The sequence below is a fragment of the Streptomyces sp. F001 genome (assembly GCF_004187715.1).
GTDB classification, from domain to species: domain Bacteria; phylum Actinomycetota; class Actinomycetes; order Streptomycetales; family Streptomycetaceae; genus Streptomyces; species Streptomyces flavusporus.
On sequence record NZ_QZWF01000049.1, the window covers coordinates 1 to 21,185 of the forward strand.

General features: G+C 71.2%; 21 protein-coding genes and 3 pseudogenes. 13 read left to right on the top strand and 11 right to left on the bottom strand.

Going from position 1 to position 21,185, the window contains the following annotated elements; all coding sequences use genetic code 11:
* Positions 1-403: 403 nt before the first annotated feature.
* Positions 404-1,264 (top strand): annotated as a pseudogene (locus StrepF001_RS41835) (monovalent cation/H+ antiporter complex subunit F); the annotation flags it as partial.
* Here StrepF001_RS41835 and StrepF001_RS41840 read toward each other — a convergent pair.
* The 3 genes from StrepF001_RS41840 to StrepF001_RS41850 all read right to left on the bottom strand — a co-directional run bounded on the left by StrepF001_RS41840 (position 1,265) and on the right by StrepF001_RS41850 (position 3,525).
* Positions 1,265-1,927, bottom strand: coding sequence for a DUF4230 domain-containing protein (locus tag StrepF001_RS41840; RefSeq protein WP_129803318.1), 663 nt, complete (start codon positions 1,925-1,927; stop codon positions 1,265-1,267).
* Between the two features lie 99 nt (positions 1,928-2,026).
* Positions 2,027-2,401: an anti-sigma factor antagonist gene (locus tag StrepF001_RS41845; protein ID WP_240797946.1), complete on the bottom strand. Its 375-nt coding sequence runs from the start codon at positions 2,399-2,401 to the stop codon at positions 2,027-2,029.
* A 173-nt stretch (positions 2,402-2,574) separates the two neighbouring features.
* The gene (locus StrepF001_RS41850; RefSeq protein ID WP_129803320.1) at positions 2,575-3,525 is read right to left on the bottom strand and encodes an NADP-dependent oxidoreductase; all 951 of its coding nucleotides are present in this window, start codon (positions 3,523-3,525) and stop codon (positions 2,575-2,577) included.
* A 71-nt stretch (positions 3,526-3,596) separates the two neighbouring features.
* Between StrepF001_RS41850 and StrepF001_RS41855 the strand changes: the two genes are divergently transcribed.
* From StrepF001_RS41855 to StrepF001_RS41880, 6 genes are all read left to right on the top strand, one after another.
* Positions 3,597-4,589: a helix-turn-helix domain-containing protein gene (locus tag StrepF001_RS41855; protein WP_129803321.1), complete on the top strand. Its 993-nt coding sequence runs from the start codon at positions 3,597-3,599 to the stop codon at positions 4,587-4,589.
* 504 nt (positions 4,590-5,093) lie between these two features.
* Entirely contained in the window at positions 5,094-6,824 is a 1,731-nt protein-coding gene (locus StrepF001_RS41860) for an ATP-binding protein (protein WP_129803322.1), read from the top strand.
* A 5-nt stretch (positions 6,825-6,829) separates the two neighbouring features.
* Entirely contained in the window at positions 6,830-7,240 is a 411-nt protein-coding gene (locus tag StrepF001_RS41865; protein ID WP_129803323.1) for a roadblock/LC7 domain-containing protein, read from the top strand.
* Positions 7,237-7,608, top strand: a complete 372-nt coding sequence (locus StrepF001_RS41870) for a DUF742 domain-containing protein (protein WP_129803324.1) — start codon at positions 7,237-7,239, stop codon at positions 7,606-7,608. Before StrepF001_RS41865 ends, StrepF001_RS41870 begins: the two co-directional genes overlap by 4 nt.
* The gene (locus StrepF001_RS41875) at positions 7,589-8,194 is read left to right on the top strand and encodes an ATP/GTP-binding protein (RefSeq protein WP_129803325.1); all 606 of its coding nucleotides are present in this window, start codon (positions 7,589-7,591) and stop codon (positions 8,192-8,194) included. The genes StrepF001_RS41870 and StrepF001_RS41875 overlap by 20 nt, the downstream gene beginning before the upstream one ends.
* On the top strand, positions 8,191-9,435 hold the full coding sequence (locus StrepF001_RS41880) for a cytochrome P450 (protein WP_129803326.1): 1,245 nt from the start codon (positions 8,191-8,193) through the stop codon (positions 9,433-9,435). Before StrepF001_RS41875 ends, StrepF001_RS41880 begins: the two co-directional genes overlap by 4 nt.
* Positions 9,436-9,501: 66 nt before the next feature.
* On the opposite strand, the gene StrepF001_RS41885 is transcribed toward StrepF001_RS41880, so the two are convergent.
* The gene (locus StrepF001_RS41885; protein WP_240797947.1) at positions 9,502-11,232 is read right to left on the bottom strand and encodes a hypothetical protein; all 1,731 of its coding nucleotides are present in this window, start codon (positions 11,230-11,232) and stop codon (positions 9,502-9,504) included.
* Positions 11,233-11,556: 324 nt separating this feature from the next.
* A pseudogene (locus tag StrepF001_RS41890) lies at positions 11,557-12,129 on the bottom strand (amidohydrolase family protein); the annotation flags it as partial.
* On the opposite strand from StrepF001_RS41890, the pseudogene StrepF001_RS41895 reads away from it, so the two are divergent.
* From StrepF001_RS41895 to StrepF001_RS41905, 3 genes and pseudogenes are all read left to right on the top strand, one after another.
* Positions 12,130-12,384: pseudogene (locus tag StrepF001_RS41895) on the top strand (TetR/AcrR family transcriptional regulator); the annotation flags it as partial. It abuts the pseudogene before it with no gap.
* 15 nt (positions 12,385-12,399) lie between these two features.
* Entirely contained in the window at positions 12,400-12,864 is a 465-nt protein-coding gene (locus tag StrepF001_RS41900; RefSeq protein WP_129803327.1) for a pyridoxamine 5'-phosphate oxidase family protein, read from the top strand.
* 79 nt (positions 12,865-12,943) lie between these two features.
* Positions 12,944-13,336, top strand: coding sequence for a VOC family protein (locus StrepF001_RS41905; protein ID WP_129803328.1), 393 nt, complete (start codon positions 12,944-12,946; stop codon positions 13,334-13,336).
* A gap of 59 nt (positions 13,337-13,395) precedes the next feature.
* Here the strand turns inward: StrepF001_RS41905 and StrepF001_RS41910 are convergent, their stop codons facing one another.
* Positions 13,396-13,701: a DUF4235 domain-containing protein gene (locus StrepF001_RS41910; protein WP_129803329.1), complete on the bottom strand. Its 306-nt coding sequence runs from the start codon at positions 13,699-13,701 to the stop codon at positions 13,396-13,398.
* A gap of 47 nt (positions 13,702-13,748) precedes the next feature.
* Positions 13,749-14,768 (bottom strand): glutathione S-transferase C-terminal domain-containing protein, encoded by a 1,020-nt coding sequence (locus StrepF001_RS41915; RefSeq protein ID WP_129803330.1) that lies wholly within the window; start codon positions 14,766-14,768, stop codon positions 13,749-13,751.
* 109 nt (positions 14,769-14,877) lie between these two features.
* On the opposite strand from StrepF001_RS41915, the gene StrepF001_RS41920 reads away from it, so the two are divergent.
* Entirely contained in the window at positions 14,878-15,882 is a 1,005-nt protein-coding gene (locus StrepF001_RS41920) for a cation diffusion facilitator family transporter (protein ID WP_240797948.1), read from the top strand.
* A 78-nt stretch (positions 15,883-15,960) separates the two neighbouring features.
* Here StrepF001_RS41920 and StrepF001_RS41925 read toward each other — a convergent pair whose 3' ends face one another.
* Positions 15,961-16,410: a nitroreductase family deazaflavin-dependent oxidoreductase gene (locus tag StrepF001_RS41925; protein WP_129803331.1), complete on the bottom strand. Its 450-nt coding sequence runs from the start codon at positions 16,408-16,410 to the stop codon at positions 15,961-15,963.
* Positions 16,411-16,620: 210 nt separating this feature from the next.
* On the opposite strand from StrepF001_RS41925, the gene StrepF001_RS41930 reads away from it, so the two are divergent.
* Positions 16,621-17,589, top strand: coding sequence for an aldo/keto reductase (locus StrepF001_RS41930; protein ID WP_129803332.1), 969 nt, complete (start codon positions 16,621-16,623; stop codon positions 17,587-17,589).
* A gap of 12 nt (positions 17,590-17,601) precedes the next feature.
* Here the strand turns inward: StrepF001_RS41930 and StrepF001_RS41935 are convergent, their stop codons facing one another.
* Complete coding sequence (locus StrepF001_RS41935; RefSeq protein WP_129803333.1) at positions 17,602-18,435, bottom strand: phytanoyl-CoA dioxygenase family protein; 834 nt, start codon at positions 18,433-18,435, stop codon at positions 17,602-17,604.
* A gap of 69 nt (positions 18,436-18,504) precedes the next feature.
* Between StrepF001_RS41935 and StrepF001_RS41940 the strand changes: the two genes are divergently transcribed.
* Entirely contained in the window at positions 18,505-19,407 is a 903-nt protein-coding gene (locus StrepF001_RS41940; protein ID WP_129803334.1) for a helix-turn-helix domain-containing protein, read from the top strand.
* 24 nt (positions 19,408-19,431) lie between these two features.
* Here the strand turns inward: StrepF001_RS41940 and StrepF001_RS41945 are convergent, their stop codons facing one another.
* Together StrepF001_RS41945 and StrepF001_RS41950 are read right to left on the bottom strand one after the other, a co-directional pair.
* The gene (locus StrepF001_RS41945; RefSeq protein WP_129803335.1) at positions 19,432-20,076 is read right to left on the bottom strand and encodes a DUF4232 domain-containing protein; all 645 of its coding nucleotides are present in this window, start codon (positions 20,074-20,076) and stop codon (positions 19,432-19,434) included.
* A gap of 92 nt (positions 20,077-20,168) precedes the next feature.
* On the bottom strand, positions 20,169-21,185 hold a 1,017-nt coding region (locus StrepF001_RS41950; RefSeq protein WP_165396552.1), incomplete at its 5' end, for an ATP-binding SpoIIE family protein phosphatase.

Consider the following 21,185-nt stretch of genomic DNA (forward strand, 5'->3'; position numbering starts at 1 on the left):
CGTCACCCCCACCCGTGAGCCGAACACCCGTCCCTCGCATCCAACGACCGCCCCACACAAAAGTCACGCATTCGATGAACGAACACCCGTCCCCTCGGAATTCGCACATGCCGTGCCCACGACACTCCCACTCATACACGCCAGAACACACCCGTACGCAGTCAGCGGGCAGCAGTTCCCCACCCTCGGACACGGCCGCGATGCCGTGACCCGCCGCCATGGTTCCGCCCCATGTGGATGGTCCTCGTCAGCGCCGTCGACACCCTGGAGCTCGCCGTGGGCGCGGGCGCCGCCAGCGTGTCCCCGCTCGCGGTAGGCGCCGCGCGAGGGGCGGGTGACCGGCTCGTGAACGGCCGGACGCTCGCGGCGGCCGTCACGCTCGGTGGGGCTGCTGCTCTGTCAGGACTACGTCCGTCCCTCGTACGTCGATCTCGCGCTGGTCCTCGCCGTGCTGGGCCCCGTCGGCACCCTTGTGTTCGCGCGGCTGCTCGCCGGCGAACTGGCCGACGACGGAGTCGCCCTGTACGTCCTCGGTCACGCCGGTGTGAAGGCCGCGCTGTTCGCCTGCACCGGCATCCTGCTCGACCGCCACGGCACCGTCGACGAGCACACCCTGCACGGGCGGGCCCGGCAACTGCGTGGTGTCGCCGTGCTGTTCGCGGCCGGCGCCCTGGGCCTCGCCGGGCTGCCGCCGTTCGGCACGGCACTCGGCAAGTCGGTCACGGAGGAGGCCGCGGGCGGCCCGCTCACCGTGCTGTACGTGCTCGCCTCGGCGGTCACGGCGGGAGCGGTACTGCGGGTGGCCGCCCGTGTGTTCCTCGGCCTCGGGCCCCCGCCGCCGGAGGCGGGGGAGTACGAGACGACCGGTTCCGGGGAGGAGCCCGAGACCCGTGGACGGATCGGTTTCGTGCCCGACACCATGACGGCCGTCCCGGCACTGCTGCTCGCCGGGGCTCTTGCCGTCGGGGCGACTCCCGGCTTCGGCGACATGGTGGCGCATGCCGTGAACGAGGCCGGCTCCGGCGGGGCCGTCGTCGCCGTGCACTGGACACCGCTCGGCATCCTGCTGGGCTTCGTGTCGACCCTGCTGGCCGTGGGCCTGGCCGCCGTGGCCGTCACCCGCCCGAAGCTGCTCGCCGCCCCGGACCGGGCGCTGCCGCTGCGGCGCCTGCAGTCCGGGCACGTCGGGGACTACGTGGCCTGGCTGCTGGTGGGCGCCACGCTGCTCGGCGTGCTCACCCTGCCCGGCGTCCCGGCCACCTGATCAGGTTCCGTAGGTGACCCGTACCTCCTTGAAGCCGAGGGAGCCCAGCAGGCCTTCCAGCATGCCGGTGGTGTTGGACTCGGCCCGCTCGGTGAGCTCGCTCTCCTTCGCCGCGGCACGGATGTGCCGCACCGCGAGCTGCTGCACGGCCTGTTCGCTGTTCGGGTTGTCCGAAAACAGATCGCCCAGCCGGTCGAGCAGACCGCGCTGCTTGGACACGGCGTAGGAGCGGTCGGTGTCGAGGGCGGGTTCGCCGAGTGCCGCGTGCGGCAGCCGGAGCGTGGCGGACGTACGGTCCTCGTCGACCGTCACGTCGTCCTCGCCGACCCTGCCGAGGTCGACGTAGGCGTCGACGGTGCCCGCGCCGACGTACAGGGTCCGGGTGCCGCGGATCGCGTCGGGCAGGTACTTGGTGTCCTTCTCCAGATCGACGACGACCTGGAAGTTGCCGGAGGCGGCGTCGTAACGGCTGATGTCCTGGATCGACTTGAGCAGGGCCGGACCCGAGCGGTCATGCGTCTCGGTGCCGAACAGGTCTCTCAGTCCCGGCAGCACGCTCAGCCGGATCCCGGCGAACAGCACGACGAGCACCAGCACGAGGGCGCTCACGGCCTTCGCCCAGCCGGGCAGGCGCCGGGGGAGGCGCTTGATGGAAGTCGTCATGGCGACGGTCCTCCTTCCTCCTGTCCACATGCCCCTCAAATCCCTTGCCAGACCGCATGGTTGACCGATGTACGACGGATGGGGGGGAGCGCCGTCCAGTCAGACGGCGGGTGTCCCGGGCCGTGGGAGGGCCGCGTCCAGCGTCGGCTGCGGCGGCAGCAGCCGCGACAGGCCGGTGACGCGCAGGACGCGCAGGGCCAGCGGGTGGGTGCAGACGAGGTGGAGTTGCCCGTCGTGGGCGAGGACCCGGCTGCGGGCCCGGTACAGCAGACGCAGTCCGGAGGCGTCGAAGAACTCGACCCTGTTGAGGTCGATCACGATGCGGGGGGCGGGCCGCGCCGTCACCTCGTCCAGGTGTGGGAGGATCTCCGCCGCAGAGAGCATGTCGATCTCCCCGCGGAACTCCAGGATCGTGTGCCCCCGCTCCTGGTGGACGCGCAGATGCCGGGTGAGCGGCGCAGCCTCCTGCCCCACGACGACCTCGCCTCCAAGCGGCCTGACGAGCCCACAACTGCGGGCCCCGCCCTGCAAGTTACCTTCGATAGAGTGAATTCCAGCATGTTCGATTGACATATGTCATCGAAATTGAGCCTGAGTTCATTCGTGTTGCGAAGGCTCCGGCAGGGCGGAGTGGCAGGAGGCGGCGGTCAGCCGACCAGCAGGACCAGCTTCCCGGTGGTGCGGCCGGTGTCGCCGAGCGCGTGGGCCTTGGCGGCCTCGGCCAGCGGGAAGGTGCCCGCGATCGTCGCGCGCAGCCGGCCGTCCTCGACAAGCCCGGCGATGGCGTTCATGCCGGTGTGGTCGGCGTCGACGAGCATCCGGACCGCCCGGACGCCGAGCCGCTCGGCCTCCTCGTAGAAGTCGTCCGAACCGACCGGCAGGATCGAGACCACGAGTCCGCCGGGGCGCAGCACGCGCAGCGAGCGCACGGCGGTCTCGCCGCCGAGGGTGTCCAGCACGACGTCGACGTCCCGCACCGTCTCCGCGAAGTCGGTCGTCCGGTAGTCGATCGCCTCGTCCACACCGATCTCGCGCAGGAAGTCGTGCTTGCCCGCGCTCGCCGTGCCGATCACATACGCGCCCCGGGCCTTGGCGATCTGCACCGCCACATGCCCGACCCCGCCGGCCGCGGCATGGATCAGCACCCGCTGTCCCGGCTGCAGGTCCGCCCGCTCCACCAGCGCCTGCCACGCGGTCAGCGAGACCAGCGGCAGCGCGCCCGCCTGCGTGTGGTCGATCCCGGCGGGCTTCAGTGCGAAGGCGCGGGCCGGGCCGGTGACGTACTCGGCGTGCGAGCCGTGACCGAACGGGTACGGCAGCATGCCGAAGACCTCGTCGCCGGGCTTGAACAGGGCGACGCCGATCCCGGTCGCCTCGACCACGCCGGACACGTCCCAGCCGAGGACGAAGGGCGGCTGCCCCAGGAAGCCGCCGGAGGCGCGGTGCTTCCAGTCGGTCGGGTTGACGCCGGCGGCCCGTACCCGGACCAGGACCTCGTTCGGCCGTGGGGCCGGCCGCTCGATCCGTACTTCCTTCAGTACCTCGGGCCCGCCGAGGATGTCCTGACTGATGGCTCGCATGGTGTTCACATCGCTCATGGTGCTCCAGCCTGCCGCGGTCGGCCCGCTGGGAGAATGGCAAGATTGCCAACCTTCGATAGGATCGTGCCATGCGTGGCAGTGGCAGTGGCAGTGGCAGTGACAGTGACAGTGGCAATCGGCAGACGCACCGGGTCGCGGTCCTCGCGCTCGACGGTGTCTACCCCTTCGAGCTCGGCATCCCGGCGCGCATCTTCGGTGCCGCCGACGGCCGGTACAAGGTGCTGACCTGCACCGTCGACGGCCGACCGGTGCGCACCAACGCCGACTTCACCGTCACCGTCGAACACGGCCCCGAGGCCCTGGGTGCGGCGGACACCGTGGTCGTCGCGCCCGTCGCACCGGAGTCCGTCCCCGCCGACCTCCCGGACGAGGTCGCCGCCGCGCTCGCCCGGATCCGCCCCGGCACCCGCATCGTCTCCATCTGCACCGCCGCCTTCGTGCTGGCCGCGGCCGGGCTGCTGGACGGCCGCAGGGCCACCACCCACTGGCAGCTCGCCGACGAGTTCCGGCGCAGGTACCCGCACATCGACCTCGACCCGGACGTGCTCTTCGTCGACGACGACCCCGTCCTGACCTCGGCCGGAGCAGCCTCCGGCATCGACGTCTGCCTGCATGTGGTGCGCAAGGACCACGGCAGCCGACTCGCCAACACGGTCGCCCGCCGCTGCGTGGTGCCGCCGTTCCGGGACGGCGGGCAGGCGCAGTACATCGAGCGGCCCGTCCCCGAGTCCGGCGCCGCGAGCACGGCCGCCACCCGCGCCTGGGCCCTCGAACGCCTCGACGAACCGCTGACCCTCGACGATCTGGCGGCCCACGCCCGGATGAGCCGGCGCACCTTCGCCCGCCGCTTCAACGACGAGGTGGGCCTCAGCCCCGGCCGTTGGCTGATCCAGCAACGTGTCGCCCGGGCCCGGCACCTGCTGGAGTCCAGCGACCTCCCTGTGGACACGATCGCCGGCCAGGTCGGCTTCGCCACAGCCGCGTCCCTGCGCCAGCACCTGCACTCGGCGATCGGCGTGTCACCCCAGACGTACCGGCGGACGTTCCAGACGACACGTTGACGTTCGGCTGCGCTCGCGTGGGGCCCTCATCGCCCCGGCTCCCCGGCGCACGTCTGGTTTCGGACTTCCTCGCCCGGGCCGCCGGGCGGGGCGCCGAGCAGGCGGAAGTGACCGCCTACCTCGGCGAACACGGACGCGGGTCCGCTGCTACGAGCGGCACGGATTCGCGCGCACTCCGTGCCCCTGAGGCGGCCGCTCGGACCGGCCTCCCGCGGCTGACGCCCGTCTCCTCGCCCGCCGCCCGGCGCCGGCCGGGCGCGCAAAGGCCATATGTCGATTAACACCCTCCTGGCGGAGAGTGACGGAACCCTCACGTCCGCACACCCCCTGAGGTTGATCCTTTCGGGTTGGAACCAGATAAGCTCCCGTCCGGCGCTGCGAGTTGACGCGATCGCGACGGGTCGGCTCTCGGTGCGTACTCATGAGTGCGGTCCCCTTGCACACCCCCTTGCACATCCCCCTGTGCACACCCCCCGTTCGATCGTGTTGCTTCGAAGGATGCAGATGGAACTCGCCACTCCGCCCCCGGCGGCGCGGGCCCCTGTCGCCTGGTACAGCTGGTGGCTGATGCCACTGGCCTTAGGAGGAGGAACGGTTGCCGCCACGTTCATGAGCTCGGAGCGGATAACCGCGGCCGTCGCCGGAGCCGCGGCGACCGCAGTGGGCTCCGTGTGCGTACGGCTGCTGATCCGCACCCAGGCGCAACTGCGCCGTGCGGAGGGCAGCTTCCGCACCTCGCAGGCCGAGCACTCGCAGCAGTGGCAGCAGCATGTGGCGGGCCTGGAGCGCAAGCACTCCGCCGAGCGTGCCGCCCACGAGGCCCAACTCGCCGACCAGTCGCGGGCGTACGAGACGCGGCTGGCCGAGCAGGCCGAGAGCTACGAGGGACGCCTCGCCGAGCAGGCCGACGGCTACCAGGCGCAGCTCACCGAGCAGGCCCGCAGCCATGAGGCGCAGCTCGCCGAGCAGACCGCCGACTGGCAGGAACAACTCGCCCACCAGCAGGCAGCGGTGGCCCGCCTCGCCGACGAGCAGCTCCCTGACGCGCTGAAGCGGCTGCGCGCCGGTGACGCCATCGACGACCTGCTGCCCTCCGTCAACCAGTGCGCCAAGGTCGCTCCCGAACTTCAGGCCGATCTGCGCAAGGTGCTGCGGACCGCCCTGATCGGCGTCGAGGAGGAGTTCAACCGCTCCACCTCCGCCGAGCAGGCCGTGATCAGCATCGGCAACCGCATCCACGTCCTGACCAGCAAGCTCCGCGGCCGGCTGCACGAGATGCAGGGCGAGCACGGCCGGCTGCCGGCCGTCGCGCGCGGCCTGATGGAGCTCGACCAGGCGATCGGCCCCGCCGACTGTCTCGCCGCCAGCATCGGCGTGCTCGGCGGTTCCGACCGGCCGGGCCGGCAGTGGCAGGAGCCGCAGCGCCTGCTCAGCGTGGTCCGCGGCGGCATCGGCCGGATCAAGGAGTTCCACCGCGTCGAGGTGCGCCATCTGCCCGAACTCGGCGTCGACGGCGGCCTGGTGGACCACCTCACGCTGGTCTTCGCCCACCTGCTGGACAACGCCACGCGCTACTCGCCGCCCACCGAGCCGGTGATCGTCTCCGGCAAGGAGGTGCCCAACGGTGTCGGCATCGAGATCCAGGACTCCGGCAAGGGCCTGAGCGACGAGAAGAAGCGCGAGGCGGAGAACGCCCTCGCCGGCACCGCGGCCGGTCCGGGCCTCGGCGGCATCTCCGAGGACGCCAACATCGGCCTGCGGGTCGTCGGCGCCCTCGCCCGCCGCTACGGCATCCGCGTCACCTTCGCGGACTCGCCCTGGCTCGGCACCTCGGTGGTCGTCGTGGTCCCGCACAAGTACTTCAGTCCGCTGCCCACGGCCGGGCCGGCCGCCGCGTCCGCCACGGCACCGGCCGCCCCGGCGCCCGCCCCGGCCCAGGAACAGGTCACCGCCGAGTCCGCGGCCGAACCTGCCGACGCCCCGGACACCACGCCCGGCGGACTGCCGCGCCGCCGCAGCAGTCGGAGTGGCACGGCCGTGCCGACACCGGCCGGACGTACCGGGCGGACCGAGGAGAGGACCGTCTCCGCCGTCCCGCCGGACACCTCCTTCACCGGCCTGGCCGCGTTCGCCACGGCCGGCCGGGAGACCTCCGGGGGATCCGAGGCGTCCGACGACCGCGAGTCGTCCGCCGTACGCGAGTCCGCAGAGCACCGCACTGAAGAGAGCGACTAGTCCCCATGACGCAACAGGGAACCGACGTGAGCTGGGCGCTCCGTGATCTGGTGGAGAGCATCCAGGAGATCCGCTTCGCCCTCGTGGCCTCCAGCGACGGCAAGGCCATCACCTCCTACGGCGCCGACGACCCCGACGACGTGGACCGTTTCGCGGCCGTGGTGGCCGGCCTGCAGGCCCTGGCCCAGCCGGTCGCCGAGCAGTTCCCCACTTACGCGGGGCAGTTGCGGCTGGCGATGATCGAGGTCGACGGCGGTCACCTCTTCGTCGTCCGCGCCGGACTGGAGACGTATCTCGGCGTCCTCGCCCGCGAAGGCCTCGACCAGGGCCTGCTCGGACACCAGATGAGGGATCTGGCCCGCAGAATGGGTGAGCTCCTCGGCACCACTCCGCGCCTGGAGGAGCACTCTGGATGAGTGCTCCCCGCCGGCCGACGGACCCGTCCGGTCTCGAGCGCTACTACGTCCTCACCGGGGGGCGCAGCGGACCGGGCGGTTCGGCGTCGAGCCTCGACGTGGCGACCCTCATCGTCTCCGGAGCCGCCTCCGCCCCGGGCATGCAGCACGAGCACGCGGAGATCCTCCGGCGCTGTCGCGAGCCGCTGTCGGTGGCCGAACTCGGCGCGCATCTCCAACTGCCCTTCAACATTCTTGCGGTGCTGCTGGCGGACCTGCTCGAAGCAGGCTGCGTCGAAGCCCGTGACCCCATCCCGGCGCACGACGCCGGTCGCGGGCCCGACCTCGCGCTCCTTGAGGAGGTACTCAGTGGACTTGAACGGCTTTGACCGACCCGGCCGGCCGGCGGCCGGGGACACCCGCTCGGTGAAGGTGATGATCGCCGGCGGGTTCGGCACCGGGAAGACCACCATGGTCCGGTCGGTCAGTGACATCAAGCCCCTCACCACGGAGGAGACCCTCACCCAGGCCAGCGCCGACGTCGACCACCTGATCGGCGTCGCCGACAAGACGGAGACCACCGTCAGCCTGGACTTCGGCAAGATCAGCCTCAACGAGAGCCTGGTTCTCTACCTGTTCGGCACCCCGGGCCAGGAGCGGTTCTGGTTCCTGTGGAACGGCCTGTTCAAGGGCGCACTCGGCGCGGTCGTGCTGGTGGACACCCGCCGACTGGCCTCCAGCTTCCGCGCGATCGAGGAGATGGAGCGGCAGAACGTCCCGTTCGTCATCGCCCTGAACGTCTTCCCGGACTCCAAGGAACACCCGGTCGAGGAGATCCGGGACGCCCTCGACATCTCCCCGCACACCCCGATCGTGGCCTGCGACGCCCGCGACCGGACCTCCAGCCGCGACGTACTCGTCGCCCTGATACGTCACTTGAAGGAACGCTCGGCCGTCGCACTGGAGTCCCGATGAACGCCCAGCCCTTAAACGATCCCGATACACCGCGCGGTTGCCCCTTCGGCCATGACACCGAGCTCACCCGGCTGTACGGGCCGGAGGCGGCGACCGACCCGCGCGGCATCTACGAGCGGCTGCGCAAGGAGCACGGCTCCGTCGCGCCGGTGCTGCTGGAGGGCGACATCCCCGCCTGGCTGGTACTGGGCTACCGGGACAGCCGGCGAGTGCTCGACAATCCCCTCCACTTCCCCCGGGACGCGCGGATCTGGCGGGACTGGCGGGAGGGCCGCGTCGCGGACAACTCTCCGTTGGTTCCGATGCTCGCCTGGCGCCCCGACTGTGTGTCCCAGGACGGCGAGGCTCACCGCCGACTGCGCGGTGCCGTCAGCGACGGGCTGCAGTCCGCCGCCGGCCGCGGTGTGCGGCGCCACGCCACGCACTTCGCCAACAAGCAGATCGACGCGTTCGCGGACTCCGGCCGCGCCGATCTGGTGGCGGACTACGCCGACTTACTGCCGATGCTCGTGATCGCCCGCGTTCTGGGGCTTGCCGAGGCGGAGGGGCGTCGCCTGGTCGAGTCCTGCGCCCAGGTGATGAAGGGCGGCGAGGACGCCGTCATGCACGACGGCGTGATCAGGGAGATCTTCGGTGAACTCGCCGAGCGCAGGCGGTCCGAACCCGGCTCCGACCTCGCCACCGGCCTGCTGGAGCATCACGCGGCGCTCGACCACGACGAGGTCGTGGCCCACCTGCGCGCGGTGCTGATCGCCGCGCACGTCACGACCAACCTGCTGGCCCGGGTGCTGGAGCTGGTCCTGACCGACGCCTCCCGGCTCTCCGGGCTGATCAGCGGTCAGCTGAACATCTCGGCGGTGGTGGAGGAGGCCATGTGGAACTCTCCGCCGCTGGCCGTCCTGCCGGGGCGCTTCGCCGCCAGCGATGTCGAACTGGGCGGGCACCGCATCGAGGAGGGCGACCTGCTCGTGCTCGGTCTCGCCCCGGGCAACCTCGACCCCGAGGTCCGGCCCGACCCGGGTGTCTCGGTGGAGGGCAACCAGGCGCACCTGGCGTTCGGCGCGGGCCCGCACGAGTGCCCCGGGCAGAACATCGGGATGTCCATCATCGAGGTCGCGGTGGACGTCCTGCTGCACCGTCTGCCGGGCCTGCGCCTGGCCGTGCCGCCGGAGGAGCTCACCTCGACCGCGTCCACGTGGATGTCCCTGCTGGACAGCCTGCCGGTCGAGTTCGAGGTGTAGGCCCCCAGACGCTGCTGCCCGGCCGGGCAGCAGCGTCATTTGGGTTTCTGGAACAGGATTGAGGCGTCAGCCGTCGAGCCAGTCGCCTGCGAGGTCCGTGGGACGGTATCCCATGGCGTTCCAGAGGAAATGCGGGTGGGCGCAGCCGAACATGTAGGCGAGCAGTGCGGTGTCCTCCCTCCCGGTCTGAGGGTCGTGCAGGGCGTAGAAGAACTCGGATCCGACTGCGCCGGAGTCTTCTTGGACAGCACGAGCGCGAGCCGTGGACGGTGCGGCGTTGGATGCCTCCACGGCGGCGATGTACGTGCGGCGCAGGATCTCCCATGTGCTGTCGGTGTTGCCGTGCCAGGGGCCGTGCAGTGCTTCGAAGGCATGGAGCTCGGCGTTGAAGAGGGGCCATGTCTCGGGGAATTGGGTTCGGCAGCGTGCGGACAGCTCGGCGGTCCGGGCGCTCAGAGCCGGTGCGGTGGGCCGCGGGGAGACGGTGAGGGTGGTGCCGTGGGTGAGGATGCCGGTGCATGCGTTGGGCTGAAGGTCGCACAGCGGGCACTCCTGGGCCGGGGGGAGGCTCTGGGTGATGCCGTCGAACCACAGGGCGTGGCGGCCCGTGAGCCCCAACCAGACGATGGTGCTGGTCATCAGCCAGGTGTTCCACATCGGGGGATGCGCCTCGGGCATGCAGCCGTACTTGATGAGGGCGATGGCGCCGGCAGCGTAGAGGGCCTTGGTGTGGGAGGGCATGTCGGCGAGCCAGAAGTTGCTGATCTCGCCGGTGAGGGCGTCGGCGCGTACGTCGACCATGTCGTCGACGACGCGGCACAGCAACAGGGAGGCGAGGTGTTCTTCCTGCCAGAGTTCGGTGTCGGGCGAGACGTGCCAGAACAGGCAGTCCATCATCTGCAGGAGTGAGTAGGTGCTCTGGCTGAGCGGGTTGGTCTGGGGGAGTACGACGCTGCCCGCGTGGTGCTGTTGGAGCCAGTACTCGTCCACGGATCGCTTATGGGCTGCGTAGAGTCCGCAGACGAGGGCCCGTGCGGTGTTGGTGCTGAAATTCTCGGCCAGGCGGCCTTCGATGAGTTGGGTGAGGTGCGTGGTGTCTATGGTGTCGATCACGCGTTTGTATTCGTGGAAGAGCAGGATGTCGTCCTCGAAGCGGTGGCGGTAGCCAAGGTCTCGTTCAAGGTCGTTCATCTGCCGGGCCAAGACCCATCCACCGGTCAGGACGCTGTCGAGTTCCCGGTGGTACGGCCAGGTCTTGACGGTGAGGGGACGACCGGCGCTCTGCCGCCAACCGTAGTCAGCCAGCGTGCGTGCGGGGGGCGTGGGCAGCCGACGGCACAGAGAGCAGTCGCAGACGGCTGTCTGCTCCTCCTCGCGCGGCGGGGTGAGTGCCCGGCTCCTCCAGGCCCCTTCCAGCATCATGCAGGTCAGTCGGCAGACCTCGATATCGGTGCTGACCTGGGGGAAGGCCGCTTCGATCACGCGCAGGCTGGCGTCGAGTCGCCTCAGCCTGGCGTAGCCCTCCTCGTCGGGCGGGAGGAACGCGCGCGGCGCCAGATGGAGGGCTCCCTCCACATGCAGCGTGGTGCTGGAGTGGGGGGATCCGAGTGCGTCCAGCCGCTGCTGAGCGGCGTTCTGGAAATCTCGGTACTCATCCGTGCGCCCATCGATGTGTTTCTCGAAGAGGCGGGCCAGGGTGTGCCCCGCCTCCGCCGGCTGGGGCTGGGCGCTTGGCTGCGCCGGGATCAAGCTGTCGGTGGATGTCTCCGGACCACCGCCTACGACTCGAGATTTCACACTGGTCTCCCTTCAAGCTGTGGTCCTGGCAACGGAATCGATCGGTCGTGGTTGTCGGCCAGATTCATCCGCGACACCGCCGGCGGCCTCCCATGAACGGCCCGCCCTTGTCGAAGGGGAGATCGAACCGGACGTCCTGCGGCATGCGTTTCCTTTCGGGAGACGGCAGCGCAAAGTCCCCCGCCCCTGCGTGTGGGCGGTCACCGTGACCGCCCGCGCACTCGAACTGGGTTTCGCGATACGAAAGTTGAACCGGAAAGCGGCATGAGGCTGCCCAGAGCGTAAATGATCTACGCGTAACCGGACCGTGATCTCTGTTACTGCTCAAGCCTCTTGAGCTGCGTATACTCGCGCGCCCCCGACATAAGTGAGAGCTACACGCGTCTCGGCGATCGCCTCGACCGGCGCGTCGAACGGATCGCGGTCCAGGACCACGAGATCCGCGAGCGCTCCCGGGCGGACCTCGCCCGTGTCGTCGAGGTGGTTCACATATGCCGAGCCCGCCGCGCAGGCGGTCAACGCCTCGGCGAGTCCGATCCGTTCGCCGGGCAGGAACACCGGCGTGTCGCCCCCGTCCGGTGCCACCCGGTTGACCGCCACATGGATGCCGTGCAGCGGATCGGGGCTGCTCACCGGCCAGTCGCTGCCCGCCGTGAGCCGGGCGCCGGAGCGCAGCAGCGCGCCGAACGGGTACTGCCACGCGGCCCGTTCGGGACCCAGGAAGGGGATGGTCAGCTCGTCCATCTGCGGTTCGTGCGCGGTCCACAGCGGCTGGATGTTCGCGACAGCCCCGAGCCGGGCGAAGCGCGGCACGTCGGTGGGCTGGACGACCTGGAGATGCGCCAGGTGGGGCCGCGTGTTGCTCGGTCCATTGGCGGTGCGCGCGGCCTCGATCGCGCGGCGATGCCGAAGGCGGCGCGGGAGGCCGAGGCGGCGGTGTGGCGCTCGACGTATGCGCGGCTGCCCGCCGACACCCACCCGCACATCGCCGCCACGGCCCGCCATCTCGTCGCGGACATGCCGCGCAGCTCCTGCCCGGCAGCCCTGGACCTGCTGCTCAGCGCTGCCGCGGCCTGGCTGGGGGAAATCCGGTCCCGGGCGGGGCACCCCGACGGCCACACTGGACCACCGTCCGTCAACAACGCCCCATGAGGAGGACGTTCGCCGATGACTCAGCCCGCCCCGCGCACCGCCGAGCAGCGCAAGCAGGACACCCTGCACCGTCTGGAGCACGACGAGGACGTGTGGGTCGCCACGGCCGACGCCGGTGGGGGAGTGCCGTATCTCGTCCCCCTCTCCTTCCTCTGGGACGGCTCGACCCTGCTGCTGGCCACACCGGGCGCCGGCCCGACGGGCCGCAACCTGAGGGCGACCGGCAGAACGCGCCTCGGTATCGGCCCGACCCGCGACGTCGTCATGGTCGACGGCACGGTCGACACGATCACCCTGGCCGAGCTCTCCGAGGAGGAGGGCGACCGCTTCGCGGCCAAGACCGGCTTCGACCCGCGTGAACTCACCACGCCCTACCTGTACTTCAGGGTGCGGCCGACCCGGATCCAGGCCTGGCGCGAGGCCGGCGAACTGGACGGGCGAGAGCTGATGCGGGACGGGAAGTGGCTGGTGGCGGACTGAAACCGTACGACTGGGACACCCGTGGGGGTACAGGGCGGGGGACAGGACCGTCCCGCGCCCCGGACCCTGCGGAGGAACCATGCCACTGGTGAAAGCGGGCTTCGTGGTGCTCGACTGCGCCGAGCCGGAGAAGCTCGCCGTGTTCTACACGGAACTGCTGGAAGGCGAGCAGACGGACGCGACCGCCAACCGTGTCGAGATCAGGGGCGCCGACGGGACCCGGCTCGCGTTCCGCCGCGACATGAACGCGAGGCCGCCGAGCTGGCCGCGCCCCGAGAACTCGCTCCAGGCCCATCTCGACTTCGAGGTGGAGGACCTGGACGAGGTCGAGCGCAGGATCGTCGGGCTCGGCGGCCGTCCGCTGGAGACGAAGGAGGCGCCGGGCCCGTACGAGGAGCGCGGGTACGCCGACCCGGCCGGCCACTCCTTCACCATGCGCCGCACGGCCGCCGCGGCACCGAAGCAGGGCTGAGGCCCCCAGAGGCCGGTTGTCGGCCCCAGAGGCCGGCCGTCGGCCAAGGCGGCGGGCGCTCAGTCCCGGCCGCCCTTCTCCTTGGTCGGCCACACGCCGGTCGAGCGCGCGATGGCCTTGGCGCCCGTGCGGTCCACCGCGCTGCGCACCGCCGCGAAGATCGCTCCCTGGATGGCGGCGGCCAGCAGGATCTCCCCCCAGCCGCGGTCCGGGTCCAGCGCGTCGGGCGCGTCCTCCTCGTGCCGCAGCGCCATCCACGTCTTGCGGAAGGCGAGGCCCGCCAGCGCACCGCCCGCATAGCCCAGAACCCATCCGACCGGCTGGTAGGCGAGGGGGAATTTCTTCTTCTTGCTCTTCTTGGCCACCGTGGTCTCCTCGGTTGTCGGTGTACGGGCTGCGCCGGCTGCGGGGTTCAGGGACGGCCGGCGGCCGGGACCTGCTCACTCGGACGGACCGGCCCCGGCGGTGTGCCGTCCCCGAACGGCCGGCCACCGAGTTCCTCGCGGTGATGCGGGGTCAGCCAGCCGGACAGGTCCGGTCCCAGCGGCACGATCCTGGTCGGATTGATGCCGGTGTGCACCTGGTGGTAGTGCCGCTTGATGTGGTCGAAGTCGACGGTGTCCCCGAAACCGGGCGTCTGGAAGAGATCGCGTGCGTACGCCCACAGCACCTGGTTCTCCGTCAGCTTCCAGCGGTTGCACTTGAAGTGGCCGTGGTAGACCGCGTCGAAGCGGACCAGCGTGGTGAACAGCCGGATGTCCGCCTCGGTGATCGTGTCGCCGGCCAGATAGCGCTGCCGGGCCAGCCGTGGCGTCAGCAGCTCCAGCCGCCGGAAGACGTCCGAGCAGGCGGCCTCGTACTCCGCCTGCCCGGTGGCGAAGCCCGCCCGGTACACGCCGTTGTTCACGTCCTCGTAGACGTCCGCCATCACCTCGTCGATCTCGTCGCGCAGCCGCTCCGGGTACAGGTCGGGTGCTCCCTCCCGCTGCAGGGACGTCCACTGGGTCGCGAAGTCCAGGGTGATCTGCTGGTAGTCGTTGGTGACCAGCTGTCCGGTGGGTACGTCCACGATCGCGGGCACGCTGACGCCGCCCGGGTAGCCGGTCTCCCGCTTGTCGTAGGCCTCGCTGAGATAGCGGATGCCGAGCACCGGGTCCCGCCCGTCCGGGTCCAGGGTGAAGCGCCAGCTGCGGTCGTCCTGGATCGGATCGGCGATGGCCAGCGACAGGGCGGCATCCAGCCCCAGCAGTCGCCGGGAGATCACCGCCCGGCTCGCCCATGGACAGGCACGGCTGACGATCAGCCGGTAGCGGGCCGCGGCCACCGGCCAGCCGTCCCGGCCGTCCGCGGTGATCCGGTCCGCGAAGTGGCTCTTGGACCGCCGGAACGACTTCCTGCCGTACGCGCTGTTGCCGTCGCCCCCGGCACTCATGACCTGTCTCCTTCCCAAAGGGGCATGTGCTGACCACCTGATTCCCCGAGTTCCCCCCTTTCCGCTCACAGCACGGCGTGACCCGCGCCGACCGGGGCAGTCGACGATGATGAGCGGGACAACCACGCGCACACAGCACGACCGCGCCCCGGACCGCGGGCAGGCGCCCGAGGCCGACCGCAGGACGCGCCTGACCGTGCTGGTGGCGCTGGCGGCCAACCTGGTGATCGCGGTCGCCAAGACGGTCGGCGGACTCGTCGCCGGGTCCCCCGCCCTGCTGTCCGAGGCCGCGCACTCCGTGGCCGACAGCATGAACGAGGTCTTCCTCCTCGCCGCCCTGCGCCGCAGCCGTCGCCCCGCCGACCGGCGCCACCCCTTCGGCTACGGCAAGGAACGGTTCTTCTGGTCGCTGCTGGCAGCCGTCGGGATCTTCGTCATGGGCGGCTGCTTCTCCTTCTTCCAGGGCTTCGAGGCGCTCAGGAGGGGCACCGAGGACAGCTTCGGCGGCTATGTGGCCGGCATGATCGTGCTCGGCGTCGCCCTGCTCGCCGAGGGCGCCTCCCTGCTGCGGGCCCTGCACCAGCTGCACGGGCAGGGCACCGCCGGCGGCCTGCGCGATCCGGCCCTGCGCACGGTGATCGCCGAGGACGGCACCGCGGTGCTCGGGGTGACCCTCGCCCTCGCCGGTATGGCGGTGCACATGGCCACCGGCCAGGTCGTGTGGGAGGCGTCCGCCTCGCTGGCCATCGGCGCGCTGCTGGTGTACGTCGCCTACCGACTCGGCCGCGACGCACGCGACCACCTGATCGGCGAGGCTGCCGACCCGGAGGCGAGCGGCAGGATCCGGGCGCTGCTGCAGGCGCAGCCCGAGATCGACAGCGTGGAGGCGCTGCTCACGATGAAGACCGGCATCGACTCCACGCTGGTGGCCGCCCGCATCGACCTGATGCCCGGCCTGGACAGCGAACGGGTCGAGGAGGTGGCCGTACGCATCAAGCGGTCGATCGACCGCACGGTTCCCGAGGCGGACCAGATCTTCCTCGACGTGACCGACCGGACCGCGCGGGAGACACATGAAAGCCCCGCCGCGACGGGGGAACGCGGCGGGGCCTGAACTGCGAGTGCCCGCCCTACGGCGCTTCATGCACCCCGGGCACGACAATCTGCGAATTTTCTCGGAGAGACGGCGGGATCAGTCCCCGTCGACCGGTTCGAGGACGAAGACCGGGATCTCGCGGTCCGTCTTCGTCTGGTACTCGGCGTACGGGGGATAGGCGGCCACGGCGCGCTCCCACCACTCGGCCTTCTCCGCGCCCGTGACCTCGCGGGCTGTCATGTCCCGCTTGACCGCGCCGTCCTGGAGCTCCACGTGCGGGTCGGCCTTGACGTTGTGGTACCAGACCGGGTGCTTGGGTGCCCCGCCCAGCGAGGCGACGGCGGCATACCGTCCCCCGTGCTCGACGCGCATCAGCGGAGTCTTGCGGATCTTGCCGCTCTTCGCGCCCCGAGTGGTGAGCACGATGACGGGCATCGAGGTGCCCTGCAGGGTCCCTCCCTTGGTACCGCCGGAACTCTCGTACAGCTCGACCTGCTCGCGCACCCACTGCGTCGGGCTGGGTTCGTACTCACCCTCAAGGGGCATGGCAACCGTCCCATCGTCGCGTTCCGGAGCCGTCCGACACGGCTCACCGGCACCGAGACTAAACATCGACAGACGAGGGTTTCATCCACGCCGGCCGATGTTGCGCCACAGGCATTACCTCGCGAATCATCGCCCCGGTCCGGCCGGTTGGAGTGCGCGCGAAGCCGTACGCTCGGCCCGGAACCCACTCCGACGGCAGGAGCAGCAACGATGCAGTACGTGAAGCTCGGTTCCACGGGCCTGGACGTCTCGCGGATCTGTCTGGGCTGCATGACCTACGGCCTTCCCGACCGCGGCGTGCACGAGTGGACCCTCGACGAGGAGGCCTCACGCCCGTTGATCCGGCAGGCGCTGGAGGCCGGGATCACCTTCTTCGACACGGCGAACGTGTACTCGGACGGCACCAGCGAGGAGATCGTCGGCAAGGCACTGCGCGACTTCGCCCGCCGGGACGAGATCGTGCTCGCCACGAAGGTGCACGGCCGGATGCGGCCCGGCCCCAACGGCGGTGGACTGTCCCGCAAGGCGATCATGACCGAGATCGACCACAGTCTGCAGCGCCTCGGCACCGACTACGTCGACCTGTACCAGATCCACCGCTGGGACCCGTACACGCCGATCGAGGAGACGATGGAGGCGCTGCACGACCTGGTCAAGGCGGGCAAGGTGCGTTACCTCGGGGCGAGTTCGATGTACGCCTGGCAGTTCTCCAAGGCCCAGTACACCGCCCAGCTGCACGGCTGGACCCGGTTCGTGTCGATGCAGAACCACTACAACCTCCTCTACCGCGAGGAGGAGCGCGAGATGCTGCCGCTCTGCGCGGACCAGGGCGTCGGCGTACTGCCCTGGAGCCCGCTGGCCCGCGGCCGCCTCACCCGCGACTGGGGCACCACCACCGAGCGCAGCGCGGCCGACGGCTTCGGCAGCCGCCTCTACCCGGAGGGCGACCGCACGATCGTCGAGGCCGTCACCCGGATCGCGGGCGACCGCGGCGTGCCCCGCGCCCAGGTGGCCCTGGCCTGGCTGCTGCACCAGGACACGGTGACGGCGCCGGTCGTCGGTGCCCCCAAGCCGCACCACATCGATGACGCCGTGGCCGCCGTCGAGCTGGAGCTGACCGGCAAGGAGATCGAGGAGCTGGAGCAGCCCTACATGCCGCACCCCGTCAGCGGGCACTGACGGGCGGCGCGGTCAGTGCGGCCCGGGCGGTGCGAACTCGGTGCCGCACGGGCCGCCGCCCTCGCTCTCCGGCAGCGGCACGCGCTCGGCGTCCATCGTCAGCGTGCGGTAGTAGCCGCCGATGCGCTCGGCGGAGCGGCCGACGTAGTGGCCGATGAACGAGCGGCGGAACCGGTCCTCGGTGCGGTTCGGCTCGGAGCCGTGCACCAGGCTGCCGTTGAAGAACAGGACGTCGCCCGGCTCCATGTCGACCGGCACCGTCGCAAGGCCGGGTGGCGGCGGTACGTACTCCCGTGCGAAGGACACCTCGGCGTCCGCCTCCTCGGGGCAGAAGATGTCCATCCGGTGCGTGCCGGGCACGACCTCCAGCCCGCCGTTGTCCCGGCCGATCACATCGCAGGCGACCCAGGCCGCCACGCAGGTTCCCGGCTCGACCCGCAGATAGAAGTTGTCCTGGTGCAGCGCCTGGCCGCGCGCACCCGGCGGCTTGAAGTAGAACATGCTCTGCGCGGCCAGCACCTCCTCGCCGAACAGCGTCTCCAGCACGCCGCGCAGCCGCGGATCCAGCAGGAAACGCAGCGCAACGGGGTTGATCTCGTGCGGCTGCATCACCCTCGGACAGGCGGCCAGTGGATCTTCGGGCGCGCCGGGCGGGACTGCGCGGGGCTCGAAGTGCCCGGGCATGGGCCCGGCCGCGTGCAGCGCCGCGAACTCGGCGCACAACCGGTCGATCTCGTCGTACCCGAACAGCTTCCGGACGACCGTGAAGCCGTCCTCCTCGAACCGTGCGCGCCCCTCCTGGGTCAGGATGGGTGAACCGGCGGCGCCGATGTCCGTGGCTGTCATGCGTCCACTCCTCGGTGAGGTGTCACTGGTCCATCACGCTAGGCCGACGTGCGGTCCGGGAGGATGCCCATGAGCGCTGACGACTTGCCCGGGACTGCCGGCGACGGCGTCCCGTCCCCGCCGCCCGGACTGGTGGTGGTCGGCCACTTCGACCAGTCTCAGGGCTACGCCATCGACCGGCCACGTGGGTCGGACAGCTGGCTGTTCACCTGGACGACGGGCGGTCAGGGCCGGCTGCGCCAGGGCAGTGCCGAGACGCGGGCGGGTGCCGGGGACCTGGTGGTGCTCGCCCCCGGCGTGCGGCAGGGCTACGGCGTGGCGCCCGGCGCGCCGCACTGGCGCTTCTGGTGGGCGCACTGCCCGGCCCGGCCGGCCTGGTCGTCCTGGCTGCGCCCGTACGACGTGGGTGACGGCGTGTACGTCGTCACCCCCGTCCCGGCCGGGCTGCACGGCCGCGTCGAGTCCGCCTTCCGCCGGATGCTCGCCGACGCCCGCTGGACGGGCGCGGAGACCCCGCCGGCCACCGCGCCGGCGGACGACCGGGTCACCATGGCGCACGGCACCGCCGCCCGGGAGCTGGCGCTGTGCGCCCTGGAGGAGGTCGTCCTGCTCACGGCCGCCGCCGCGCGCCCACCGTCGCCGCCGCCCGGTGTCGACGCCCGGGTGCGCCGGGCCGAGGCGCTGATCGCCGCCGACCCCGGCGCCCCGCACACCGTCCGCTCACTGGCCGGCAGCGTCGCCCTGTCACCCTCCCGGTTCGCGCACCTGTTCACCCAGCAGCTCGGCCAGTCACCGATGCGGGCCCTGCGCGAGGCACGCCTGCGGCACGCGGCCCGGCTGCTGGAGGGCACCGACCTGTCCGTGGAACGCGTGGCCGCGGCCTCGGGCTTCGCCAGCCCGTTCCACTTCAACCGGGTGTTCCACGAGCGCTACGGCACCCCGCCGGGCGCCTACCGCGCGCAGCACCGGTGAACCGCTCAGGGCCTGTCCGGCGGATCAGGCTCCAGTACCCGCCTGGAACACCGTGAGGGAGATCTCCGACTCGTTGCCCGCCACCGGCACCTCCTCGGCGGTCCACTTCACCGTCAGCGGATCCCGCTCGTCCGGTGGGGTCACGAGCAGTGCGGCCGGCTCGGCCGTGCGGGCGCCGCTGATCTCCGGGCTGGCGTACGACAGTCCGGCCCAGGCGCTGTCGCCCGGTGCCAGGGTGACCGTGGCGGGGGAGCCCGGTTCGCGTTCCGGATCGGGCCCCAGCTGCCGGCCGGACGCGTCGACGAAGGCGGCGCCCGGATAGCCGTACAGGGTGCAGGTGCGCGACGAGGTGTTCGTGAGGACGATCGGGAAGTTGCGCTGCCCGGCGCCCGGGTTGTTGCGGCCGACCCAGGCGCGCAGCTCCCAGGTGTGGCAGCGGGTGCCGGGGGCGGACTCGGGCTCGGTGGATGCGCTCGCGTCGCTCGGGGGGCTCGTCGAAGAGGAGTCCGGGGCGGATGCGGCCGTCGTCGGCTGCCGGGGGCCGCTCGTCGTGCCGTCGGCCTCGCCGCCGCAGCCGGCCGGCAGGCCCAGCACCGTGACCACGCCCGCGAGGAGCGCTGCCCGGCGCAGGGAGGGGAAGGGGCGTGCGGACGGGGACGTGGGCGTCATGTTCCTCAACACTCCCGGACGTTCGCCGATGCGTACGTACGGGCTCCTTGTGCCCCGTCCCGGGCGCCCGATGCGAACCGGGGGCGAAAACCTCACTCCTGCGCGAGCAGGTTCAGCTCCGCCCAGATCGTCTTGCCCTCGGCCGTGTGCCGGCTGCCCCAGCGCTGGGTGACCTGGGCGACCAGGAGCAGCCCGCGGCCGCCCTCGTCCCACATCTTCGCGCGGCGCAGATGCGGCGCGGTGTGGCTGGCGTCGGACACCTCGCAGATCAGCGTCGACTCGTCGTGGATCAGCCGCAGCCGGATGGGGTGCGAGCCGTACCGGATGGCGTTGGTGACCAGCTCGCTCACCACCAGCTCGGTGGTGAACGAGGCCTCGGGAAGCCCCCAGATGCCGAGCTGGTCGGTGACCTGCTTGCGGATCGGGGCGACCAGCGCGGGATCGACCGGGATGTCCCAGGTCGAGACCTGCGACTCCGGCAGCCCGTGGGTACGCGCCAGCAGCAGCGCCACGTCGTCGCAGGCGCTGCCGGTGGGGAGCAGGGTGTGCAGAATCCGGTCGCAGGTCTCGTCCAGTGACCCCGTGGACGCCGACAGGGCCTCGCACAGCAGCCCCTGACCTGCCTCGACGTCCCGATCGTGGGACTCGATCAGTCCGTTGGTGAAGAAGGACAGCACGGTGCCCTCGGGCAGGTACAGCTCGGCCGCCTCGAACGGCAGCCCGCCCAGGCCCAGCGGCGGACCGGCGGGCAGCTCGACCTCCTGGGCCGCACCGCCCGGCAGCACCATGACCGGCGACGGATGCCCTGCCCGGGCGAACGTGCAGCACCGGGACACCGGGTCGTACACCGCGTACAGGCAGGTCGCGCCGACCTCGCCGGGGTCGCTGACGTCGGCGCTGGTTTCCTCCGACAGCCGGACGACCAGGTCGTCGAGGTGGGTGAGCAGTTCGTCGGGGGCGAGGTCGATGTCGGCGAGCGTGCGCACGGCCGTGCGCATCCGGCCCATCGTGGCCGAGGCCCGGATGCCGTGGCCGACGATGTCACCGACCACCATGGCGACCCGCATCCCGCCGCTACACCCGCGAGCGCGAGACCACCCTCGCCCTCC

Coding starts and splice junctions, on each gene's coding strand:
- StrepF001_RS41940 (WP_129803334.1), top strand. CDS start 18,505: ATGAGCGCTGACGACTTGCCCGGGACTGCCGGCGACGGCGTCCCGTCC.
- StrepF001_RS41860 (WP_129803322.1), top strand. CDS start 5,094: ATGGAACTCGCCACTCCGCCCCCGGCGGCGCGGGCCCCTGTCGCCTGG.
- StrepF001_RS41915 (WP_129803330.1), bottom strand. CDS start 14,768: ATGAGTGCCGGGGGCGACGGCAACAGCGCGTACGGCAGGAAGTCGTTC.
- StrepF001_RS41865 (WP_129803323.1), top strand. CDS start 6,830: ATGACGCAACAGGGAACCGACGTGAGCTGGGCGCTCCGTGATCTGGTG.
- StrepF001_RS41880 (WP_129803326.1), top strand. CDS start 8,191: ATGAACGCCCAGCCCTTAAACGATCCCGATACACCGCGCGGTTGCCCC.
- StrepF001_RS41855 (WP_129803321.1), top strand. CDS start 3,597: ATGCGTGGCAGTGGCAGTGGCAGTGGCAGTGACAGTGACAGTGGCAAT.
- StrepF001_RS41900 (WP_129803327.1), top strand. CDS start 12,400: ATGACTCAGCCCGCCCCGCGCACCGCCGAGCAGCGCAAGCAGGACACC.
- StrepF001_RS41870 (WP_129803324.1), top strand. CDS start 7,237: ATGAGTGCTCCCCGCCGGCCGACGGACCCGTCCGGTCTCGAGCGCTAC.
- StrepF001_RS41945 (WP_129803335.1), bottom strand. CDS start 20,076: ATGACGCCCACGTCCCCGTCCGCACGCCCCTTCCCCTCCCTGCGCCGG.
- StrepF001_RS41850 (WP_129803320.1), bottom strand. CDS start 3,525: ATGAGCGATGTGAACACCATGCGAGCCATCAGTCAGGACATCCTCGGC.
- StrepF001_RS41930 (WP_129803332.1), top strand. CDS start 16,621: ATGCAGTACGTGAAGCTCGGTTCCACGGGCCTGGACGTCTCGCGGATC.
- StrepF001_RS41920 (WP_240797948.1), top strand. CDS start 14,878: ATGAGCGGGACAACCACGCGCACACAGCACGACCGCGCCCCGGACCGC.
- StrepF001_RS41840 (WP_129803318.1), bottom strand. CDS start 1,927: ATGACGACTTCCATCAAGCGCCTCCCCCGGCGCCTGCCCGGCTGGGCG.
- StrepF001_RS41905 (WP_129803328.1), top strand. CDS start 12,944: ATGCCACTGGTGAAAGCGGGCTTCGTGGTGCTCGACTGCGCCGAGCCG.
- StrepF001_RS41935 (WP_129803333.1), bottom strand. CDS start 18,435: ATGACAGCCACGGACATCGGCGCCGCCGGTTCACCCATCCTGACCCAG.
- StrepF001_RS41925 (WP_129803331.1), bottom strand. CDS start 16,410: ATGCCCCTTGAGGGTGAGTACGAACCCAGCCCGACGCAGTGGGTGCGC.